The sequence below is a fragment of the Paenibacillus sp. genome (genome assembly GCF_035645235.1).
GTDB lineage: Bacteria > Bacillota > Bacilli > Paenibacillales > YIM-B00363 > Paenibacillus_AE.
On the sequence record NZ_DASQMZ010000047.1, the window covers coordinates 16,507 to 34,283 of the forward strand.

The 17,777-nt window shown below is 53.8% G+C and carries 14 protein-coding genes; all 14 read left to right on the forward strand.

Going from position 1 to position 17,777, the window contains the following annotated elements; all coding sequences use genetic code 11:
* Positions 1 to 61: 61 nt before the first annotated feature.
* A complete protein-coding gene (locus VEZ38_RS04005) occupies positions 62 to 1,255 on the forward strand; it encodes an MFS transporter (RefSeq protein ID WP_324892052.1) in 1,194 nt (397 codons plus the stop codon).
* 163 nt (positions 1,256 to 1,418) lie between these two features.
* Positions 1,419 to 2,252 carry a lysophospholipase gene (locus tag VEZ38_RS04010; RefSeq protein WP_324892053.1) on the forward strand — a complete coding sequence of 278 codons (834 nt, stop codon included), beginning with the start codon at positions 1,419 to 1,421 and terminating at the stop codon, positions 2,250 to 2,252.
* A gap of 192 nt (positions 2,253 to 2,444) precedes the next feature.
* A complete protein-coding gene (locus VEZ38_RS04015) occupies positions 2,445 to 3,539 on the forward strand; it encodes a mandelate racemase/muconate lactonizing enzyme family protein (protein ID WP_324892054.1) in 1,095 nt (364 codons plus the stop codon).
* Positions 3,540 to 3,552: 13 nt separating this feature from the next.
* The gene (locus VEZ38_RS04020; RefSeq protein WP_324892055.1) at positions 3,553 to 4,530 is read left to right on the forward strand and encodes a Gfo/Idh/MocA family oxidoreductase; all 978 of its coding nucleotides are present in this window, start codon (positions 3,553 to 3,555) and stop codon (positions 4,528 to 4,530) included.
* Positions 4,527 to 5,267: a cyclase family protein gene (locus VEZ38_RS04025; RefSeq protein ID WP_324892056.1), complete on the forward strand. Its 741-nt coding sequence runs from the start codon at positions 4,527 to 4,529 to the stop codon at positions 5,265 to 5,267. The genes VEZ38_RS04020 and VEZ38_RS04025 overlap by 4 nt, the downstream gene beginning before the upstream one ends.
* A complete protein-coding gene (locus VEZ38_RS04030; RefSeq protein ID WP_324892057.1) occupies positions 5,254 to 6,189 on the forward strand; it encodes a U32 family peptidase in 936 nt (311 codons plus the stop codon). Before VEZ38_RS04025 ends, VEZ38_RS04030 begins: the two co-directional genes overlap by 14 nt.
* 15 nt (positions 6,190 to 6,204) lie before the next feature.
* A complete protein-coding gene (locus VEZ38_RS04035; RefSeq protein WP_324892058.1) occupies positions 6,205 to 7,665 on the forward strand; it encodes an aldehyde dehydrogenase family protein in 1,461 nt (486 codons plus the stop codon).
* Between the two features lie 17 nt (positions 7,666 to 7,682).
* Complete coding sequence (locus VEZ38_RS04040) at positions 7,683 to 9,818, forward strand: DUF6259 domain-containing protein (protein WP_324892059.1); 2,136 nt, start codon at positions 7,683 to 7,685, stop codon at positions 9,816 to 9,818.
* 24 nt (positions 9,819 to 9,842) lie between these two features.
* Positions 9,843 to 10,616: an MBL fold metallo-hydrolase gene (locus VEZ38_RS04045; protein ID WP_324892060.1), complete on the forward strand. Its 774-nt coding sequence runs from the start codon at positions 9,843 to 9,845 to the stop codon at positions 10,614 to 10,616.
* Between the two features lie 107 nt (positions 10,617 to 10,723).
* Positions 10,724 to 12,394 carry an ABC transporter substrate-binding protein gene (locus tag VEZ38_RS04050; RefSeq protein ID WP_324892061.1) on the forward strand — a complete coding sequence of 557 codons (1,671 nt, stop codon included), beginning with the start codon at positions 10,724 to 10,726 and terminating at the stop codon, positions 12,392 to 12,394.
* An 80-nt stretch (positions 12,395 to 12,474) separates the two neighbouring features.
* Positions 12,475 to 13,386, forward strand: coding sequence for an ABC transporter permease (locus tag VEZ38_RS04055; RefSeq protein WP_324892062.1), 912 nt, complete (start codon positions 12,475 to 12,477; stop codon positions 13,384 to 13,386).
* Between the two features lie 15 nt (positions 13,387 to 13,401).
* Positions 13,402 to 14,280 (forward strand): carbohydrate ABC transporter permease, encoded by an 879-nt coding sequence (locus VEZ38_RS04060; protein ID WP_324892063.1) that lies wholly within the window; start codon positions 13,402 to 13,404, stop codon positions 14,278 to 14,280.
* 86 nt (positions 14,281 to 14,366) lie between these two features.
* A complete protein-coding gene (locus VEZ38_RS04065) occupies positions 14,367 to 16,118 on the forward strand; it encodes a sensor histidine kinase (protein WP_324892064.1) in 1,752 nt (583 codons plus the stop codon).
* Positions 16,103 to 17,752: a helix-turn-helix domain-containing protein gene (locus VEZ38_RS04070; protein ID WP_324892065.1), complete on the forward strand. Its 1,650-nt coding sequence runs from the start codon at positions 16,103 to 16,105 to the stop codon at positions 17,750 to 17,752. Before VEZ38_RS04065 ends, VEZ38_RS04070 begins: the two co-directional genes overlap by 16 nt.
* The last annotated feature ends 25 nt before the right edge of the window (positions 17,753 to 17,777 follow it).

Here is a 17,777-nt window from a genome sequence, read left to right on the forward strand (position 1 = left end):
TTTTTTCTTCATTAGTTCAGTATTTATTGAAATATAGAACTAAGTGCAAAGGGTGATTCGTATGCATAAATTGACAGCTTTATTTTTCCTCATTATGTTTGTGATCGGAACCGATACATTTTTGATTTCTCCGCTCATCCCCACTCTTCAGAATTTGTTTCATATACCGACCGTATATTCCGGTTGGATGGTGGGGGCTTATGCCTTAGGTTACGCCGTTTTTGCACTGATTGCCGGACCGCTTTCCGATGGTTTGGATCGCAAAAAGGTAATGTTATCCGGCATGGTTTGTTTCGCGGTTTCAACCATCTTATGCGGCTTTGCTACAGGCTTTTGGTCGATGTTTTTATTCCGTTTTTTGGCCGGAGTCAGTGCAGCATTTACGGCGCCTCAAGTTTGGGCTTCGATCCCTGCCCTGTTTCCAACGCCAAAAATCGCCAAAGTATCCGGAATCGTCATGGCAGGCCTGGCTGCTTCCCAAGCGTTCGGCATCCCTATTGGAAGTCTACTCGCGTCGACTCATTGGTCCTATCCTTTTTTTACAATCGGCGCATGCGCATTGTTGGTGGCGGTGTTCATCCACTATGCTTTGCCCGAGATGAATCCGAACCAAGGCCGCCAAACCCAAACTCCGATTTTCAGCAGATACATCCCGCTATTGAATAACCGAATGGCGAGAAGGGCTTTCTTCGCTCATTTCTTATTTCAATGCGGATTCTTTTCAGCCTTTTCTTTCATCGGCAAGTGGATGACGGACCGCTTTCACCTTTCCATTGATCAAGCAGGGTACGTGATGCTTGTTTTAGGCTTGGGGAATATGGTCGGGAGCTTCGGCGGCGCCTATGTGGTCAAGAAGTTAAACCGGTTCAATACAATGGTAGTGGGCTTTCTTGTCTCTATTGCATGCTTTATAGCTTTGCCTCATCTTCCATCGGTGCCGGCTTTCGAAGCCGTATACTTTTTAATATTTGTCAATATGGGAATCGTATTTCCGCTGATATTGGGACTGCTGAATTCTTTAAATCCGACAATCCGCGGCACGATCTCAAGCTTAGCCAATTCGGTCATGTACGCTGGGACAACACTAGGCTCTTGGATCGCAGGCGTGATTTATGCGACTTTTAACGGATTTTCCGCCGTAGCCATTTTTGCAGCGATTTGCTTTGCCGGTTCGTTGTTATCTTTTGGATTGAGTGGTATTTTGACTATTCACCCAAAAAGGATTTCGACGGATCATGTAACGCGCAATACTTAGAGGCAGGTCTATTGTAAGCCGAATCCAGCATAAATTCCGGATATCCGAAATCATTCGTTATCAAAAATATGAATAAGTTAAAAGATTACGGTGGTTCATTCTTTACGGCTTAAGGTAAAGTATATGGGATTGTTAATCCGAATCTATGGAAGCGGTGGGTTGCGTGAAGCATACGGAAGGCTTTTTCGAAGGACGAGGGTCAATCAGATTATACAAGCAAAGCTGGATTCCTGACGCTATCCCCCGAGCTTGCGTCGCCGTCGTTCATGGCGTCGGGTCGCATAGCGGCGGCCTCATGAACTTGATAGCGCCGCTCGTTTCGGCAGGATTTGCCGTGCACGCCTACGACCTGCGGGGCCACGGCCGCTCCGAGGGACAGCGGGCGTTCATAAACAGTTTTGACGATTACCGCTTGGACACCGATAGCTTCATGAACTTTGTAAGGGAGGATATGCAGCGATGTCCGCTCTTTCTGCTGGGACATAGTCTAGGCGGGATCGTCGCGCTGGATTACGTCCTTCGCTTTCAACCGTCTTTGCACGGGTTAATTCTCGTCTGTCCGGCGATTATGCCTGCGCGATTGAAACAATTCAATGCATCCATAAGCCTCTCCGATCCTAACGAAACGGCGTACGGAGAGGAACCCGATTACGAAAAACTCACGCGCGACATTCAGGTGATCGAAAGCTTTGCTAAAGATCCGCTCAGGCATCATTGGAAGACGGCCGGTCTCCATCGAGGGGCTTTGGAAGCCGTGAGTTACATTTTCCAACATCCGAACCGCATGAACGTACCGCTACTCATGCAGCAGGGCGAAGACGACGAGATCGTTCCGCCGGAGGATCCGAAGGCGTTCTTCGATGCTGTGCCGAACACCTGCGATAAGCGCTATATCGGTTACCCGGGAATGCTTCACAATCCTCATGACGATTCGGATCGGGAAGTTATGCTTGAAGACCTGATTCAGTGGGTCAAGGAGAAGTCGAAGCCCATGTAACGACTTGAAGAGTAGGAAGGGAGTCCCCGTTTACCGAGGGCTCCCTTCCTTTTGTCTATCCATGGGGAAACTCTCCCGTCAAGTTGTAATGAAAAGGATGGGAAAGTCAAATGAGTCTCGTAGTTTGATCCGGAAGGCTCCGATATGATGAAGGGGAAAATCAACCATATTCGCGGCAGGGAGGGACTCCGTATGATCATCGAAAAGTTGGAAGTCGAGCATTACTCCGTACCTTCGCAGCTGTTTGCAAAGACGGAAGTCACGGACACGACGCATGCCATTCCATCTTTGGAAATTATTATGGCGAAGCTTTGGACGGACCGAGGCGTGCAGGGCGTAGGTTACACGTATACGACCGGGCATAATGCCCGTACGGTAAGGCGGATGATCGAAGAAGAAATTATTCCGGTGTATCTCGGCCAACCGTTGCGGCGGTACGACGCGCTGTGGAATCAGTGCTGGTGGAACACGCATTGGGCCGGCAGGGGGGGCGTCTCGACGCTTGCCATGGCTGCCGTCGACATCGCCGTGTGGGACGCGATGGCGAAGTCGGTCGAGCAACCGTTGTACCGGTTCATCGGCGAGTACCGGGAGGGGATCGGCGCGTACGGGAGCGGGGTAAATCTTTCGTACACGCTGGACCAATTGCTGGAAGAGACAGCCGAGCATCTGGAGAGCGGTTTCTCGGCAGTCAAAATCAAAGTAGGGAAAGAGGACCCGGAGGAAGATTTGGAGCGTCTGGAAGCGGTTCGAACCTTGTTGGGCCCAAAGAGAAAAATCATGATCGACGCGAATATGGGATGGCATCTCCAAGAGGCGCTCAGCCGGACGGAAAAATTGAAGCGTATCGGCCTGACTTGGATCGAGGAGCCTTTCATCCCGGAGGATATCGATTCGCATGAACGATTCGGAAGGCTAAGCGGGGTGCCGATCGCGGCGGGAGAAAACCTGTACTCGAAATATCAATTCAACGAATATTTCAAAAAACAAGCGATTCAATTCGTGCAAGCCGATGTCGTGCGCTGCGGAGGCATTACGGAATGGCTAAAGATCGCACGATTGGCGGAAACGTATAATTTGCCGATGGCACCGCATTTCGTCGTGGATTTGCACGTCAGTTTGCTGTGTGCCATACCCAATGCATATATCGCGGAGTATTTGCCTTGGTTTCACCCTGTTCAGGTGAACCCCATTCGAACGAAGGACGGGGTGCTGCGACCGAAGCCGATCCCGGGGCACGGCATTGAATTCGACTGGCCGTTGCTTCAATCCTATCGCGTTTTGTAATCGGTGAGCTGACATGAAGGAAGTCAACATCGGTTTTATCGGTTGCGGGATGGTGTCGGAGTTACATTATCAAGCGTTGAAGCATGTCGCCGGGGCGAAACTTGCGGCCATTTACGATGTAGTGCCGGAGGTGCGGGAGCAGCGATCGAGGGAGTGGGGGGTACCGGCCTATTCCGACCTGCATGAGTTGCTTCGAGCGGACGGGCTGGACGCCGTGTTTGTTCTCTCTCCGGTAATTCATCATTACGAACAAGCGGTGTTGGCGTTAAGCTACGGAAAACATGTGCTTGTGGAGAAGCCGGTAAGCGCAACGGTACTCGAAGCGAGGGAGATGGAACGTCTAGCAGCGCTGCGCGGTCTTGTTTGTATGCCGGCTCATAATTACATATACCTGCCGGAGATGGCTCGGTTGAAGCGCAGTCTCGAGGAAGGGAAGCTAGGGGTTGTTCCGGTGTCGTGGTTTCTGTATCACGTCCACCATCCGAAACATATCGCTGCTGGTTATCCCGGCATCGTTCGGCAGATCGGTACGCATCTGCTATACGCTCACCGTTACTTGTTTGGACCCCCGGCGCATTTGACGGCTGCAGCGAGCCGATTTCTCTATCCCGAGCTGTGTCGCGACGATCAAGTCATGCTCAGCTTAACGATGCCGGACGGTTCGCTCGCCAATCTGTTCGCAAGTTTTGCTGTGAATGACGCAAGTTCCAATCCGTGGAGCTTCGTCGTGAAGGTGCTGGGAACGGAAGGAAGCGCACAGATTTCATGGCAGGACATTGTATACGAACGGCCGATCGGCACGTTAGGGCGCTCGTTCGGCAGTTACGAAGAGTCATACGAGCACGAAATCCGCCATTTCGTCGACGCTTGCATCCGGAATGGCGCGCCTCCGCTCTCGACGATGAGCGATGCCGCGGAGGTCATGTTGCTCGTGGAGTTGGCGGAAAGTCAATTCCGTCCAGCGGGGGAACGAGGAGGTCGACAAATATGAATAAAATCATGGAAGTACTGGAGAGGCTGGACCAATTCGAGCTCGTGGACCTGACGCATCCGCTCGAAGAGGATATGCCCGTCTATCCGTCCCATTCCCGCTATTTCCATACGTTATGGGATTCCTCGCAGACCGGCAGCCTTTCGCTTGCATACCAGCTCATTATCAACGAGCATTGCGGGACGCATATGGACGCAACCGCGCACTTTCTCGCGCCGGAACACCCCGCGCATCGGTACATGTCGGAGACCGATCCGAGGCGGTTCTTCGGTCGAGCCCGTACACTCGATTTCTCCTCCTTCTCGGACAGGGATCTCGTCTCCGTCTCGGACATTCGGAAATGGGAGGAGCGGCATCATCCGATCGAGGCCGGCGATATCGTCCTGTTTCGTTTCGGCTGGGACCGATATTGGAAGCCGAGGTCGGTCGACCGGACGTATACGGACTCATGGCCCGGGATTAGCGAGGCAGCGGCGTCGTATGTCGTCGAGAAGTCCGTGAAGGCGGTCGGATGCGACACGTTAGCCATCGATAGTTCATACGCCGATCGGGCGCCTGCCCACTATGTATTGCTCGGCAACGGGGTCAACATTATCGAGAATTTGACGAGGCTGGACCGGGTTTCAGGGGAATCTTTGATTTTCGCATTGCCTTTAAAAATAAAAGAAGGCTCCGGCTCGCCGATTCGAGCGCTGGCCTTCGTCGAGAAGAGGGTGCCGCTGGATGGAAGAGACTAGGAACTTTCTGCGTTCGTTAGGCTATCCGGGTGAAGACCTCAATGATTTGCCGAGCTCGGCGAAGCGGTTCCCGGACGGCGCGCAATACCGCGTCGAATTGCCGAGCGTCGAAGGGCCGGCGGCGCTGCGGACGACCTTGGAGGAAATCGATCGGTACGGGATTACGATTCACAGAGTGTCCCAAGGCAGCGGCATCATGCTGCTAACCGACGAGGAGATTCGCGAGATGTGCGAGTTGTGCGCGTCCAGAGGAATCGAATTGAGCTTATTCGTCGGACCGAGAGCCGGTTTTGACATCGGCCCGATGCCCTTCACGCCGAGCGGCAAAGCGTTAGGCGTTCGGCACGAGGGCGTAAATCAATTGGTTTATGCGATAGAAGATCTAAAGCGGGGAGCTGCGCTTGGCCTTAGGGGGGCGTTAGTCGGCGACGAAGGCTTGTTGTTGTTGACGAAGAAGATGAAAGAGGCCGGCGTACTGCCTCCCGATTTCGTCGTCAAATGCTCCGTGCAGATGATGGCCTCCAATCCCGTATCGGTCAAGATCATGCAAGATTTAGGCGCGGACACGTACAACTTGCCTACCGCGTTGTCCTTGCCCAAGCTTGCGGCGATCCGTCAGGCGACGGACATTCCTCTGGATGTCTACGTCGAGGTACCGGACACATTCGGCGGATTCATTAGGCATTACGAAATTGCCGAGATGATTCGTATTTTGTCCCCCGTGTATATTAAGTTCGGCCTTCGCAACCATCCTGACGTGTATCCGTCGGGACTGCATCTTGAAGCCGTTAACGCGGGGCTGGCCAAGGAACGAGTGCGCCGGGCGAAGCTTGGTTTAGATATGGCGGCCCGCTATGCGCCGCAAGCGAAGATGTCCGTGCCAGGGGCTTCGGATCTTGGGATCCCGAAGGTCATATCGTAATAGGAGGATTGTCGAATGATTGAGGTGCAGCATTATATTAACGGCAATTGGGTGACAACACGGGAAGGCGCGGTTGTGCGTTCTTTCAATCCCTCCAACCTTACGGATCCGGTCGGTCAGTTCGTTCCCGCCACCGAGCAAGAAGCGATCTCGGCAATCGAGGCGGCCGAGCGGGCGATGCCCGCATGGAGGGCGATGTCAGGGCCGTTAAGGGCGGACTACTTGCACCGCGCCGCCAATGTGGTCGAGCAGCACGCGGAGGAGCTCGCTCAGACCGCGAGCCGCGAGATGGGCAAGCCCATCAACGAGTCGCGCGGGGAGATGAAGCGCGCCGTCACTTTATTGCGATATTATGCCGGCGAAGGCTTCCGAGCACTCGGCGACGTGTATTCGGCTACGGACAACCGATCCATGCTTTACACGAATCGGGTCCCGCTAGGCGTCGTCAGCGTGATCTCGCCTTGGAATTTCCCTGTGGCCATTCCGATCTGGAAGATGGCTCCGGCTTTAATCTTTGGCAACACGGTCGTATGGAAACCCGCAGAATCGTCGACCGTGACGGCTTTCCGGCTCATGCAGCTATTGGAGCTTGCAGGCTTCCCGCCGGGCGTGGTCAATATGGTGGCGGGCAAAGGCTCGGTCGTAGGGAAGGTGCTCGTCGGCCACCCGTCAATCAAGGCTGTTACGTTTACCGGCTCCAACGAGGCAGGCAGGATTGTCGCGACGAATGCGCTCGAGAACGGCAAGAAGTACCAGCTGGAACTGGGAGGGAAAAATCCAAGCATCGTAACCTCGGATGCGGATATCGAACACGCGGCCGCATCGATCGCCAGCGCCTCGATGCGCTCCGCAGGACAAAAATGCACGGCGACCAGTAGGGTAATCGTGGAGGAGTCTGTTTCAGAATGCTTTACGGAAGCGCTGATTGCGCATATTCGAAAGCTGCAAGTATCCGACGCGCTCGAGGAAGCCTGCGATATCGGACCTGTCGTGAACCGAATGCAGCAGACTTCGATTCTCCAAGCGATCGATCGCGGAGCGGCCGAAGGCGCTCGTCTGCTGATCGGGGGACATGCGCCGGGCGGCGCCTTGAAGGAAGGGTCGTTCGTAGAGCCTACCGTATTCGATCGGGTGGCGCCTCATTCCGCGATGGGCCAACAGGAGATTTTCGGTCCGGTGATCTCGTTAATGACGTGCAAGGACCTACGCCAAGCGCTCGACATCGCGAACGATATTCCGTTCGGACTTAGTGCGGGCATCTTTACGAAGGATATCGATCGCATGCTGTATTTTCTGAAAGGGATCGACGCGGGCCATATCAAGATTAACGGAGAGACGGCCGGCGTCGAGCCTCATGCCCCGTTCGGCGGCATGAAGCAATCCAGCTCCCATTCAAGGGAACAAGGCAGAGCGGCGATCGAGTTTTTCACATCGATCCAGACGATCTCGGTGTCCCCATCGGCTCCGAGAGACTAGGATGGGGGGAGATACGCATGAACGAATATACGATCGAAAACGATCGCTACCGCGTGGCGGTGGACGACGGAGGAAGAATCGTATCGCTGTTCGTAAAGGAGCTGGGATTCGAATGCATCCGGGAGACTCGATTAAGCAGAGGTTTCCGGATCAATCTTCCGTTGAAAGATCGATTGAATCATTATCTTGATAGCGACGGACAAGATCTGAGGATCGAAGCGACGAATGGGACGACCCTTCGGATCGCTTGCGCTTCCATGCGTTCTGAGCAAGGGCTGTTTCCGATCGCGGCGGAATTTACGATCGAGCTTGCGGATGACATTCGGTTTCGTTATCGAATCGATAACGGAACGCAAGCGCCGCTCGCCGAAATTTGGTTTCCGATGCTCGGGGGGCTGCACGGCCTCGGAAACAGGCTCGACACCGAGATTGTGGCGCCGGGATATTTCGGTGAAATTCATAGCCGAATCTTTAGGCAGTTCAACGAGCCGATGCGGCAGATGATGGGCGATCTGCTCGGGAACGAGGATGCGCATCAAGCGTTCAGTTATCCGGGCGTCATGGGCGGAATGAATGCAGGCATCGTGATGCCGTGGCTGTCGATGTTTAACCGCAAGGAAGACGCAGGTCTGTACTTGGCCGAGCACAATCCGATACAGCGCAAGGTTTCGTTCGTGTTTCAATTGACTCCGAATTATCACACGATGGATGTGCGTTCCAATGACGATTCCTGGCCCGATCCGACCGAGGTGGATGAGCACACGCCGATCGGCATGACGTTCAGCAAGGTCGCGTATCCCCATACCGTCAACGGTCGATTCGATTCCGGAACGTTCGTGCTGAAGCTCCATCGAGGAGATTGGCATCGGTCGGCGAAGCTTTACCGCGAATGGTTCGTATCGAATTTTCCGCTGCGGGAGCATCCGAGTTGGCTTCGCAAGGAGCATGCCTGGTTCTCTACGATTTTGTACCAGCCGGAGGACCGTATGGTCGCCGATTACGAGCAATATGCGAAATGGTTGGAGGATGCCGCCGAAATCGGTATTCATACGGGGGAATTAATCGGTTGGGACAAGGGCGGACTGGAGCGAAACTACCCGGAGTACGAGCCCGACGCCGTATTCGGAGGGTGGGAAGGCTATCGGAAATTGGTGGGCGCCGTGCACGAGCAAGGCGGAAAGTTATTGACATTCGTTAATTATCAGGTGTTGGACAGCACGACCGAGTGGTACCGCAACGAGCTTCATAAATACAGGCGGATGGATTCTTTCGGTCAGACGGAGAATTGGATGGCTTGGGGAGAAAGCACGCTGAAGGCGGCGCTCGGGTTAGACGTCCGAAGACATGTGCCTGCATCGGCGGCGGTGCCCGGCTTTACCGCACTATTGGACGAGTACCTTACTCGTCTCGTGAAAGAGGGTACGGACGGGTTGCAGATCGACAAGCTGGTCGTTAACGGACAATTGGATTTTAACCCGGGGCACGATAGGGCTCCCGATCTTCCCATGTGCGAGGATCTTGTTCAAGCGATCGCGGCCTTGTACGAAAAGTGCAGGGCGATCAACCCGCGCTTCTGCATGGCGGCCGAGACGAATTCGGACCGATACATCCCATATGCCGAAGTATTCTACCGGGCCGCCACGCCAACCAGTATATCCACTCTACGTTACACGTTCCCGGAGTGGACGTCGTGCATTCACGTGTCCTCGCCTTTCGATTATTTAGCCGTGAACGGTGCAGTCATGCTTGGCGCCGTCATGGTCGTGGAGCCGTACGCCTATACGCGCCCGGTTTCGGACGGTTCGTTTCGCAAGCTCGGTCGATACATACGGGAAGCGTTGCGGATCAGGAGGCTGTACGAAGACCGTATTTTCCTTGCCGACTACCTCGATCGGGAAGGCGCGAAGGTCGAATGCGAGGGGATCGGCTTGGATTACCGGGTTCACGCCAGGACAGCCGACGGGAAGCGGGCGGTCGTCATCGCGAATCAGACGCGGTCCCCGATCGTATACCGTTATGCGTTCGAGACGACTGCGGGCCGTTCGTCGAGTTGGCGTGTGATCGAACCGTTCGAGCCGGAAAGGCCGGCCTCCGCCTCGGGGGAATTCACGATTCGCGGCGGACGGTTTCAGCTTTTTATCGAAGAACAATAAATGAACGGACAGGAGCGTACGAAATTGATCATTCAACTCATTCGAAGTGCGTCGTTGCGCATGGAATACGCGGGAAAACAATTCTGGGTCGATCCGATGTTCGCCGAAGCGGGAACATTGCCGCCGATTCCGAACTCCCCGAATCCTAGGCCGAATCCTCTGGTCGGTCTTCCCTTCGATATCGACCGTCTGCCGGTTCCCGACGCCGTGTTGTTAACCCATAATCATCCGGATCACTTCGATCCGTCCGCCGCCGACCGTCTCCCGAAGGAGATCCCGTTCTTTTGTCAACCGGAGGATGCAGCCGCGATCCAATCGCACCGCTTCGCGCATGTGAGAGCGATCGACAGCAGCCTGGAATGGGAAGGCATTCGAATCTACCGTACCGGGGGAAAACACGGTACAGGCGCGATCGGGGAGATGATGGGCCCCGTATCCGGATTTGTGCTGGAAGCGGAGGGCGAACCGACGCTTTACTTGACAGGCGATACGATCTGGTGCGATGAGGTGGAGGAGGCGATCCGCCGCTACCGCCCTTCCGTCATCGTCTGCTTCGCGGGAGACGCAAGGTTTCTCGAAGGCGGACCGATTATCATGGATAAGGAGGATGTGGCGGCGCTGGCGGCCGCAGCGCCGGGGAGCCGCATTCTGGTCGCGCATATGGAATCGTGGAATCATTGCTTGCTGTCCCGAGACGAGTTGGCGCAATATTTACGCGATGAGGATTTGCTGGCTCGCGTCGACATTCCGAGAGACGGGGATACCCTAAGCTATAGCCAAGTTCCGACAAGTAGTTAAAATTGTGACGTTGAAGTAATCATTATCACCGTAGCTGTGCCTCCGCCTTCTCTTTACAATGAAATTAGGAACAGGTACCTTCCAATCTAACGTAAGGGGTGAACTGCATGAAAGGGAAAAAGATTCGTTCGCTGGCATCGGCGATCTTCATCGTTTCATTCGTTTTTGTAACGGCTTGCAGCAACGCCGGGAGCAACGCAACGGCGGAGGAAGAAATCGGAGATCGGACAAGCCATGAAGGAAATACGAACACACAGGACGGTACTGTCATTAAATACGACCCGCCGATCGAATTGACGACGGTGAGGCAGATGTCTTCCTCCGCGAAGTACGGGGAAGGCGAGGACAATGACAAGAACGTATGGACGGATATGTTCGAAGAGGAGCTTGGCATTAAGCTGAAGTATTTATGGGTGACGGAGGACTTGCAAGCGACTTACAATACGAAGCTGAATGTGACGATTACCTCCGGCGATCTTCCGGATTACTTCCGAGTCAACGCGACCCAACTTCAACAGCTTTACGAGAACGACCAGATTGCGGACTTAACCGAGCTTTACGAAAAATACGCATCGAAAGAACTAAAAGAAATATTCGGGAACGCCGGCGACGCGCTGGCGCAATCCTCAGTAGGCGATGCATTAATCGCTTTGCCGGAATTGAACTACGCCATGGATCGGTCGAATATGCTTTGGATCCGGACCGATTGGCTGGAAGCTTTAAATCTATCCGAGCCGACTTCGCTTGAGGACGTGTTTGCCGTCGCATCGGCGTTCTCCAAGCAAGATCCGGACGGGAACGGCGCCGACGACACGTTCGGTCTCGGGTTGATGAAGGACATCTTTATTGACATCGGGAATGTAAACGGCATCATTAACGGGCATCACGGATACCAAGGCATATGGGTGGAGGACGGGTCCGGCAAGCTCGTATACGGTTCGATTCAACCGGAAGTCAAACAAGCGCTTGGGCGCATCTCGGAGTTATACCAAGCGGGCGCGATCGACAAGGAGTTCAGCGTGACCGATCGAAAGAAGCTGATCGAGAACGTGACGGCCGGAAAAATCGGAATGCTGTACGGTCCGATGCACGCCCCTATTACGACGTTCCAAGGCCTGTACAATCTAAATCCGAAATCCGATTGGAAACCGTTCCCGCTGCCTTCGATCGATGGGCAGCCGGCGAAAGCGCAATTGCCGCTGGACGCTATGGGGTTCTACGTCGTCAGTAAACATGCCAAACACCCCGAGGCGCTCATCCTGCTGATGAATAAGTTCGTCGAGAAATTTCAAAACCAGAAGCCAGGGGAGCCTTATTTCAAGGAAAGCGCTTCGCATCTGGTCACGAATATCAATGTCCTTCCGCCAAGCAAAAACCTGGAGAACTACAGAGCCCAAATGAAGGCGGATGCGACAGGCGACACGTCCGGCTTTAATTTCGAACAGTTAGACACTCGCGACAAACTGAAGCAATTCGTGGAAGGCGGCAATGCCGCATTCTGGTTCGTGCCGAAGGTATTCGGAGCCGGCGGTTCGTTCTCCGTCGTTGATTATTACGACAAATCCGACTTGTTTCAGCGGAATAAGTTCAACGGAGCTCCGACGGAGACGATGAAGGAGAGGTGGGCTTCCCTTCAACAGCTAGAGGTGGAGACCTTTACGAAAATCGTTATGGGCGCCGCGGAGGCGAACGAATTCGAGAAGTTCGTGGAGAGCTGGCATAAACTTGGGGGCGAACAGATCACGCAAGAGGTGAACGCGTGGTACGCGAAAAAATAGCCATATGCCCTCGAACGGGACGGGAGGGGAACGTACTCTCCCGTCTTTCGCGGCATGTAAGGTGTGGAAGGAGGTTTTCCATGATCGGAGCCACAGGCAAAGGAAAAGAGAGATCGAATATACAGTTGCATCTTATGGTTTTTCCGGCACTCGTCTTGTTGGCTTTGTTTTATTACTGGCCTATGCTAGGGATCGCCATCGCGTTCCAAAAATTCAAGCCCGTCCACGGCATGCTAGGATCCGAATGGATCGGCTTTGAGAATTTCATCTACGTGTTCAATCTGCCGACTTTCGGGCAAGTGTTATGGAATACGGTCGTTATCGCGTGCATGAAGATCGTGTCGAGCCTCGTGCTTCCGATTCTCGTGGCTCTGCTGCTGAACGAGCTGCGCAGGGAGCGGTTTAAGCGGACCGTACAGACGATGATTTACCTGCCGCATTTCCTGTCCTGGATCATCCTTGGGGGAATTCTCATCGACATTCTCTCGCCTTCGACCGGAATTGTAAATAAGCTGTTGGCGGGGCTGGGCATTCAGCCGATTTACTTTTTAGGAGACAATCGATGGTTTCGCTTCGTCATCGTCGGCTCCGATCAATGGAAAGAGTTTGGCTTCAACACGATCGTATACCTCGCCGCGTTAACCGGAATAAATTCTACTTTATACGAGGCAGCCGTGATCGACGGAGCTTCGAGGCTGCGTCAAACTTGGCACGTGACGCTGCCCGGCATGGCCCCGATTATCGTCTTGATGGCGACCTTAAGCCTGGGGCAAATTTTGAACGCGGGTTTCGAGCAAGTGTTTAACTTATATCATCCATCCGTGTACGAGACAGGCGATATCATCGATACGTTCATCTACCGAATCGGAATCGAGGAGGCGCAATACAGCGTCGCTACCGCGGTCGGGTTGTTCCGATCGGCGATTTCCTTCTTGTTCCTCTCAGCGGCCTATTGGCTTGCCTACCGACTGGTCAACTACAGGATTTTTTAGGGGGCACCCGTTACGATGGTCGAAAAACTTACCGCTTCCAGACGCATCTTCATCATCGCGAATTATGTCGTCCTCACGTCATTGTCATTGCTATGTTTATTTCCGCTTTGGCACGTCTTGGCCGTCTCGCTAAGCGGGGGGGCGGCGGCAACGGCGGGGTTCGTTACCGTCTGGCCAATCGACTTCACTTGGAAATCGTATCAATTCGTCTTGGAAAAACCGGAGTTTTTTCGCGCGTTCGGCATTACCGTACAGCGGCTGTTGCTCGGCGTCGCCGTGAACGTGCTGATCGCCATCCTTGTCGCCTATCCGCTATCGAAAGAATCCGAAAGCTTCCGGTGGCGTACGCTGTACGCTTGGATGATCGTATTTACGATGCTGTTTAACGGCGGATTGATTCCTACCTATTTGGTCATTCGGCAGTTGGGTTTGCTCGATACGATGTGGGCGTTGGTACTGCCCACCTCGATCCCCGCTTTCCTCATTATCCTGCTCTTGAATTTCTTTCGGGGATTGCCGAAAGAATTGGAAGAGGCCGCGGTGATGGACGGAGCGGGTCATTGGCGAACGTTGTGGCTAATTTATGTGCCGCTCTCGCTCCCCTCGATTGCGACGATTACGGTGTTCGCTTCCGTATTTCACTGGAACGCGTGGTTCGACGGATTTATGTATTTGAATCGACCGGAGAATTTCCCGTTGCAGACCTATTTGCGTACGGTCGTCATCCAACGGGATGTCAGCAGCTTGACCGATATCGAACGATGGAAGGACGTATCCGATCGGACGATGATCGGCGCGCAAGTGATCCTGGCGTCATTGCCGATCATCGCCGTATATCCATTGCTGCAAAGATTTTTTATTAAAGGCATGATCCTCGGCAGCGTGAAAGGGTAAAATGGAGCTGTAGGCTGCAGGTCCAGCATGCGGAAGAGGGGCGGTTACGTATGTCGCTAAACTGGTATAGACGAAATCGTCGCTCCGTGTTTTTCAGGGCCGTCGTCGTGCTTCTGCTCGTCACCGCTCCGTTGTACGCGATGGGCCTATATCTGAACGAGCGCGGCGCCATGAGCGTACGACAAGAAATCTCTAGATCGATGGAGGCGGACGTAAGCGCATTCACGGATTCCGTCGATAACGAGATCAGCCGAGTGGCTTCGCTTTTGCAGCAATACGTAGCGGACCCCGACATTCTGAGACTCAGTACTTCCGTTTCCATTCTGAACGACTACGAGAAGACCGTAACGATCGACGAGGTCTACCTAAAGCTTGATTTATTAAAAAACGCCAGCGACTACATTAAGAACGTAAACGTTCATTTCAGCCAACTGGATCGGACGATTTCGACGAACGGGTATTACCAAGCGATTCCGAAGACGCGCTTCCGGTCGCTAGCCGGCTTGCGGTCGAATCCGAACGATACGATATTCAGCTGGGACAACGGTTTGTATTTGGTCGTCCGGTATCCGGACCGGGTGTACGAAGGGAACGAGAAACCGTTATTCATATTAGAAATCGAATTGGATCAGACCCGATTGCGCAGAGCTTTGCAACGCTTTGAGGCGGCCCCGGGCACGGGAGCCGGCATCTTCCATGCGGAATGGACGATCGAAAGCGTAAATTCGGCGTCCGGGGGGGCGGTCATCGAGCAGATCGTCACCCCGTTCCGGGAGTCCCATGTCGCCGGGGCGGACAGGGCTTCGGACAAGCAAGCCGGGGTCGTCCCCTTCGGGCGGGAAACCGAAGGGTATCTCGGAGCCTACCAGTACTCGCAGGTGTTGAATGCTCTTGTTGTCTATTACGCCCCCGAGACGATCGCCCTCGGTCCGTTGCGGACCTACCGAATCTCCTTCTGGGGATTATTCGCGCTTGCGTTCTTCGTCATCGTCGGATTTTCTTATTGGATTTATTCGTCCATTCACAGTCCGCTCAACAAGCTGATTCGCATGTTTCGGAAGCTGGAAAACGGCGAATTCGACGTACCGATCACACATAGCGCGAACGACGAGTTTCAATATCTATTTACCCACTTCAATCGTACGGTTTCGCGGTTGAAAATTTTGCTCGACGAACGATTCGAGAACGAGACTCGCGTGCAGCGGGCGGAATTGAAATATCTTCAATCGCAAATTCACCCTCATTTTCTCTACAATAATTTTTACAATGTGTACCGGATGGCGCGAGCCGGAGATCTGGATAATATTATCAAGGTATCTAGAAATTTGGGCGATTATTTTCGGTTCATTACCCGAAATACGGGAGACGAGACGTCGCTTGCGCAAGAGCTGTCGCACGCGGCGAATTATTTGGAAATTCAGTCGTTTCGCTTCTCGAACCGCATAAGGTTTCTTACGAACATTCCGACCGAGCTTCCCTCGATTCAAGTGCCTAAGTTGATTGTGCAGCCGCTGCTCGAAAATGCGCTCCATCACGGTCTGGAAGACGTAGTCCAAGACGGGGAATTGCGTTTCGAAATGCGTTCGGACGAACGGATGATTGAAATTATCGTCGAGGACAACGGGAAGGGAATGCCGCTGCCGGAGCTGGAGAGGCTGCAAAATAAACTGGAGCATTCGTCCGAGATCGACGACAGCACCGGCTTGCTGAACGTACATCGAAGGCTTCGCCTAAAGTTCGGGGCGGGTGCCGGGCTGAGCGTAAGGTCGGGTGAGACTGGATTTGTCGTAGCATTGAGGATTCCGCTAGGGGAGGATGTCCCTTGTATAGACTCTTGATCGTAGACGATGAACCGTATGTAGTCGACGGATTGTACGACTTGTTTCAAGAAACGCCTGAGTTGGAGGTCGATTTGCATCGGGCTTACAATGCGTTCGAGGCGTTGGACAAGATGGGGCGTCACAAATTCGATATCGTCCTGACGGACGTGCGGATGCCGGGGATGTCGGGGGTGGAGCTGCACCATCGGATCAAGGAACGCTGGGCGCATTGCAAAATAATCTTTCTAACGGGCTACGACGATTTCGGATACATCCAGCAAACGGTTCGAAACGGGGACGTGGTGGATTACATTCTTAAGACCGAGGAGGACGACGTCGTCCTGCACGCGGTAAAGCGGGCGGTTGCGGAAATCGATGCGTCCAGGGCGAACGAGGATTATGTCGCCAAGGCGAAACAAAGCTACAAGGAAGCGCTCCCGCTGTTGCGGAAGGGCTTCTTGCAGCGCCTCTTGCACGGGGAAAGGGGCTCGGACGGATGGAGGCGGAAGAAATTCGCCGAGCTGGAGATGTGCCTGTCCCCGCATGATCCGGTTATCGTTATCGCCGGCCGGGTAGATCGTTGGAGCGAATCGTTCGAAGAGAAAGATAAAGAACTGCTGCTGTACGCGGTGTTTAATATTGCGGAAGAGCAACTGTCGAAGCACGGCCGCTTCGGGGGGACGGAGCTCGGCAATTCGCAATTCGCCTGGCTGTGCCAGCCTGGCGCCGGCGCTGGCGATTCGGGAGGCCGCCGGTATTTGCTTGGCATTCTGGAAAGCATTCAATCGGTGTGTTCCGAGCTTCTGAAGGTCTCGATCTCATTAGCGATCGCCAGCCGCGAAGCGCAGTGGGAAGCCTGCGCGGCCGGTTACTCGTCCGCCCGCGACGAGTTGCTTTTCGGGAAAGGCCGAGGGCTCGAGATGGCGCTGATCGACCAAAGCCAGTTCGAAGAGGGCGTCGGGCGAGCCGAAGAGGCCAAGCAACGCGCGCTGACCCGGAAGCTAAGAGCGCATATCCATCGGATCGGCCAATTGGAGGCGTATCTAGAGCAGGGGATGAAAGACGAATTTTTTATTCTTTTGGACGAGACGATCGAGATGGTCCCTAGCGGAGACCGCTTTGTACAAGCCGAATTTTTCTTAACGCTCGGGGCGATGTTCGCGGCGTGTCTCAATCGGACGGAAAGCGACATGACCGACAGAGTGGATCTCGATAAGCTGACGCACTTCCAAGCGCATGCGTCATGGCGCGAGATCGAAGCGTATTTCAAAAGGCTTGCGGGGCTCGTCTTCGAAACGTTGTCCGCCGATTCGGCGGATTGGAACCGTCAAGTCATCGAACGGTTGCAGCGCTATATCGAGGATCATATGGAGGGCGACTTGACGTTAGGGCGGCTTGCGGAGGTCGTGCACTTAAATCCGTTTTATTTGTCGCGGCTTTATAAACAGAGAACCGGAACGACATTGTCCGATCACGTAACTTCCGTCCGCATGAATGCCGCTAGACGACTGCTGCTCGAAAGCAATCTCAAGATTCATGAGATCGCCAGTCGGGTCGGTTACGAAAACTCCACTTATTTTACAAGAGTATTTAAGAAGCTGTATAAATCCTCGCCGCAGGAATATCGGGATCAATCGGGATATAAAGCTTAATTTTAACGCCTATCGTCCATACGAC

Bases quoted from the DNA above. Each gene is read 5' to 3' on its own strand.
- VEZ38_RS04025 (WP_324892056.1), top strand. From the start codon at position 4,527: ATGAATAAAATCATGGAAGTACTGGAGAGGCTGGACCAATTCGAGCTC.
- VEZ38_RS04060 (WP_324892063.1), top strand. From the start codon at position 13,402: ATGGTCGAAAAACTTACCGCTTCCAGACGCATCTTCATCATCGCGAAT.
- VEZ38_RS04030 (WP_324892057.1), top strand. From the start codon at position 5,254: ATGGAAGAGACTAGGAACTTTCTGCGTTCGTTAGGCTATCCGGGTGAA.
- VEZ38_RS04050 (WP_324892061.1), top strand. From the start codon at position 10,724: ATGAAAGGGAAAAAGATTCGTTCGCTGGCATCGGCGATCTTCATCGTT.
- VEZ38_RS04035 (WP_324892058.1), top strand. From the start codon at position 6,205: ATGATTGAGGTGCAGCATTATATTAACGGCAATTGGGTGACAACACGG.
- VEZ38_RS04015 (WP_324892054.1), top strand. From the start codon at position 2,445: ATGATCATCGAAAAGTTGGAAGTCGAGCATTACTCCGTACCTTCGCAG.
- VEZ38_RS04020 (WP_324892055.1), top strand. From the start codon at position 3,553: ATGAAGGAAGTCAACATCGGTTTTATCGGTTGCGGGATGGTGTCGGAG.
- VEZ38_RS04040 (WP_324892059.1), top strand. From the start codon at position 7,683: ATGAACGAATATACGATCGAAAACGATCGCTACCGCGTGGCGGTGGAC.
- VEZ38_RS04055 (WP_324892062.1), top strand. From the start codon at position 12,475: ATGATCGGAGCCACAGGCAAAGGAAAAGAGAGATCGAATATACAGTTG.
- VEZ38_RS04005 (WP_324892052.1), top strand. From the start codon at position 62: ATGCATAAATTGACAGCTTTATTTTTCCTCATTATGTTTGTGATCGGA.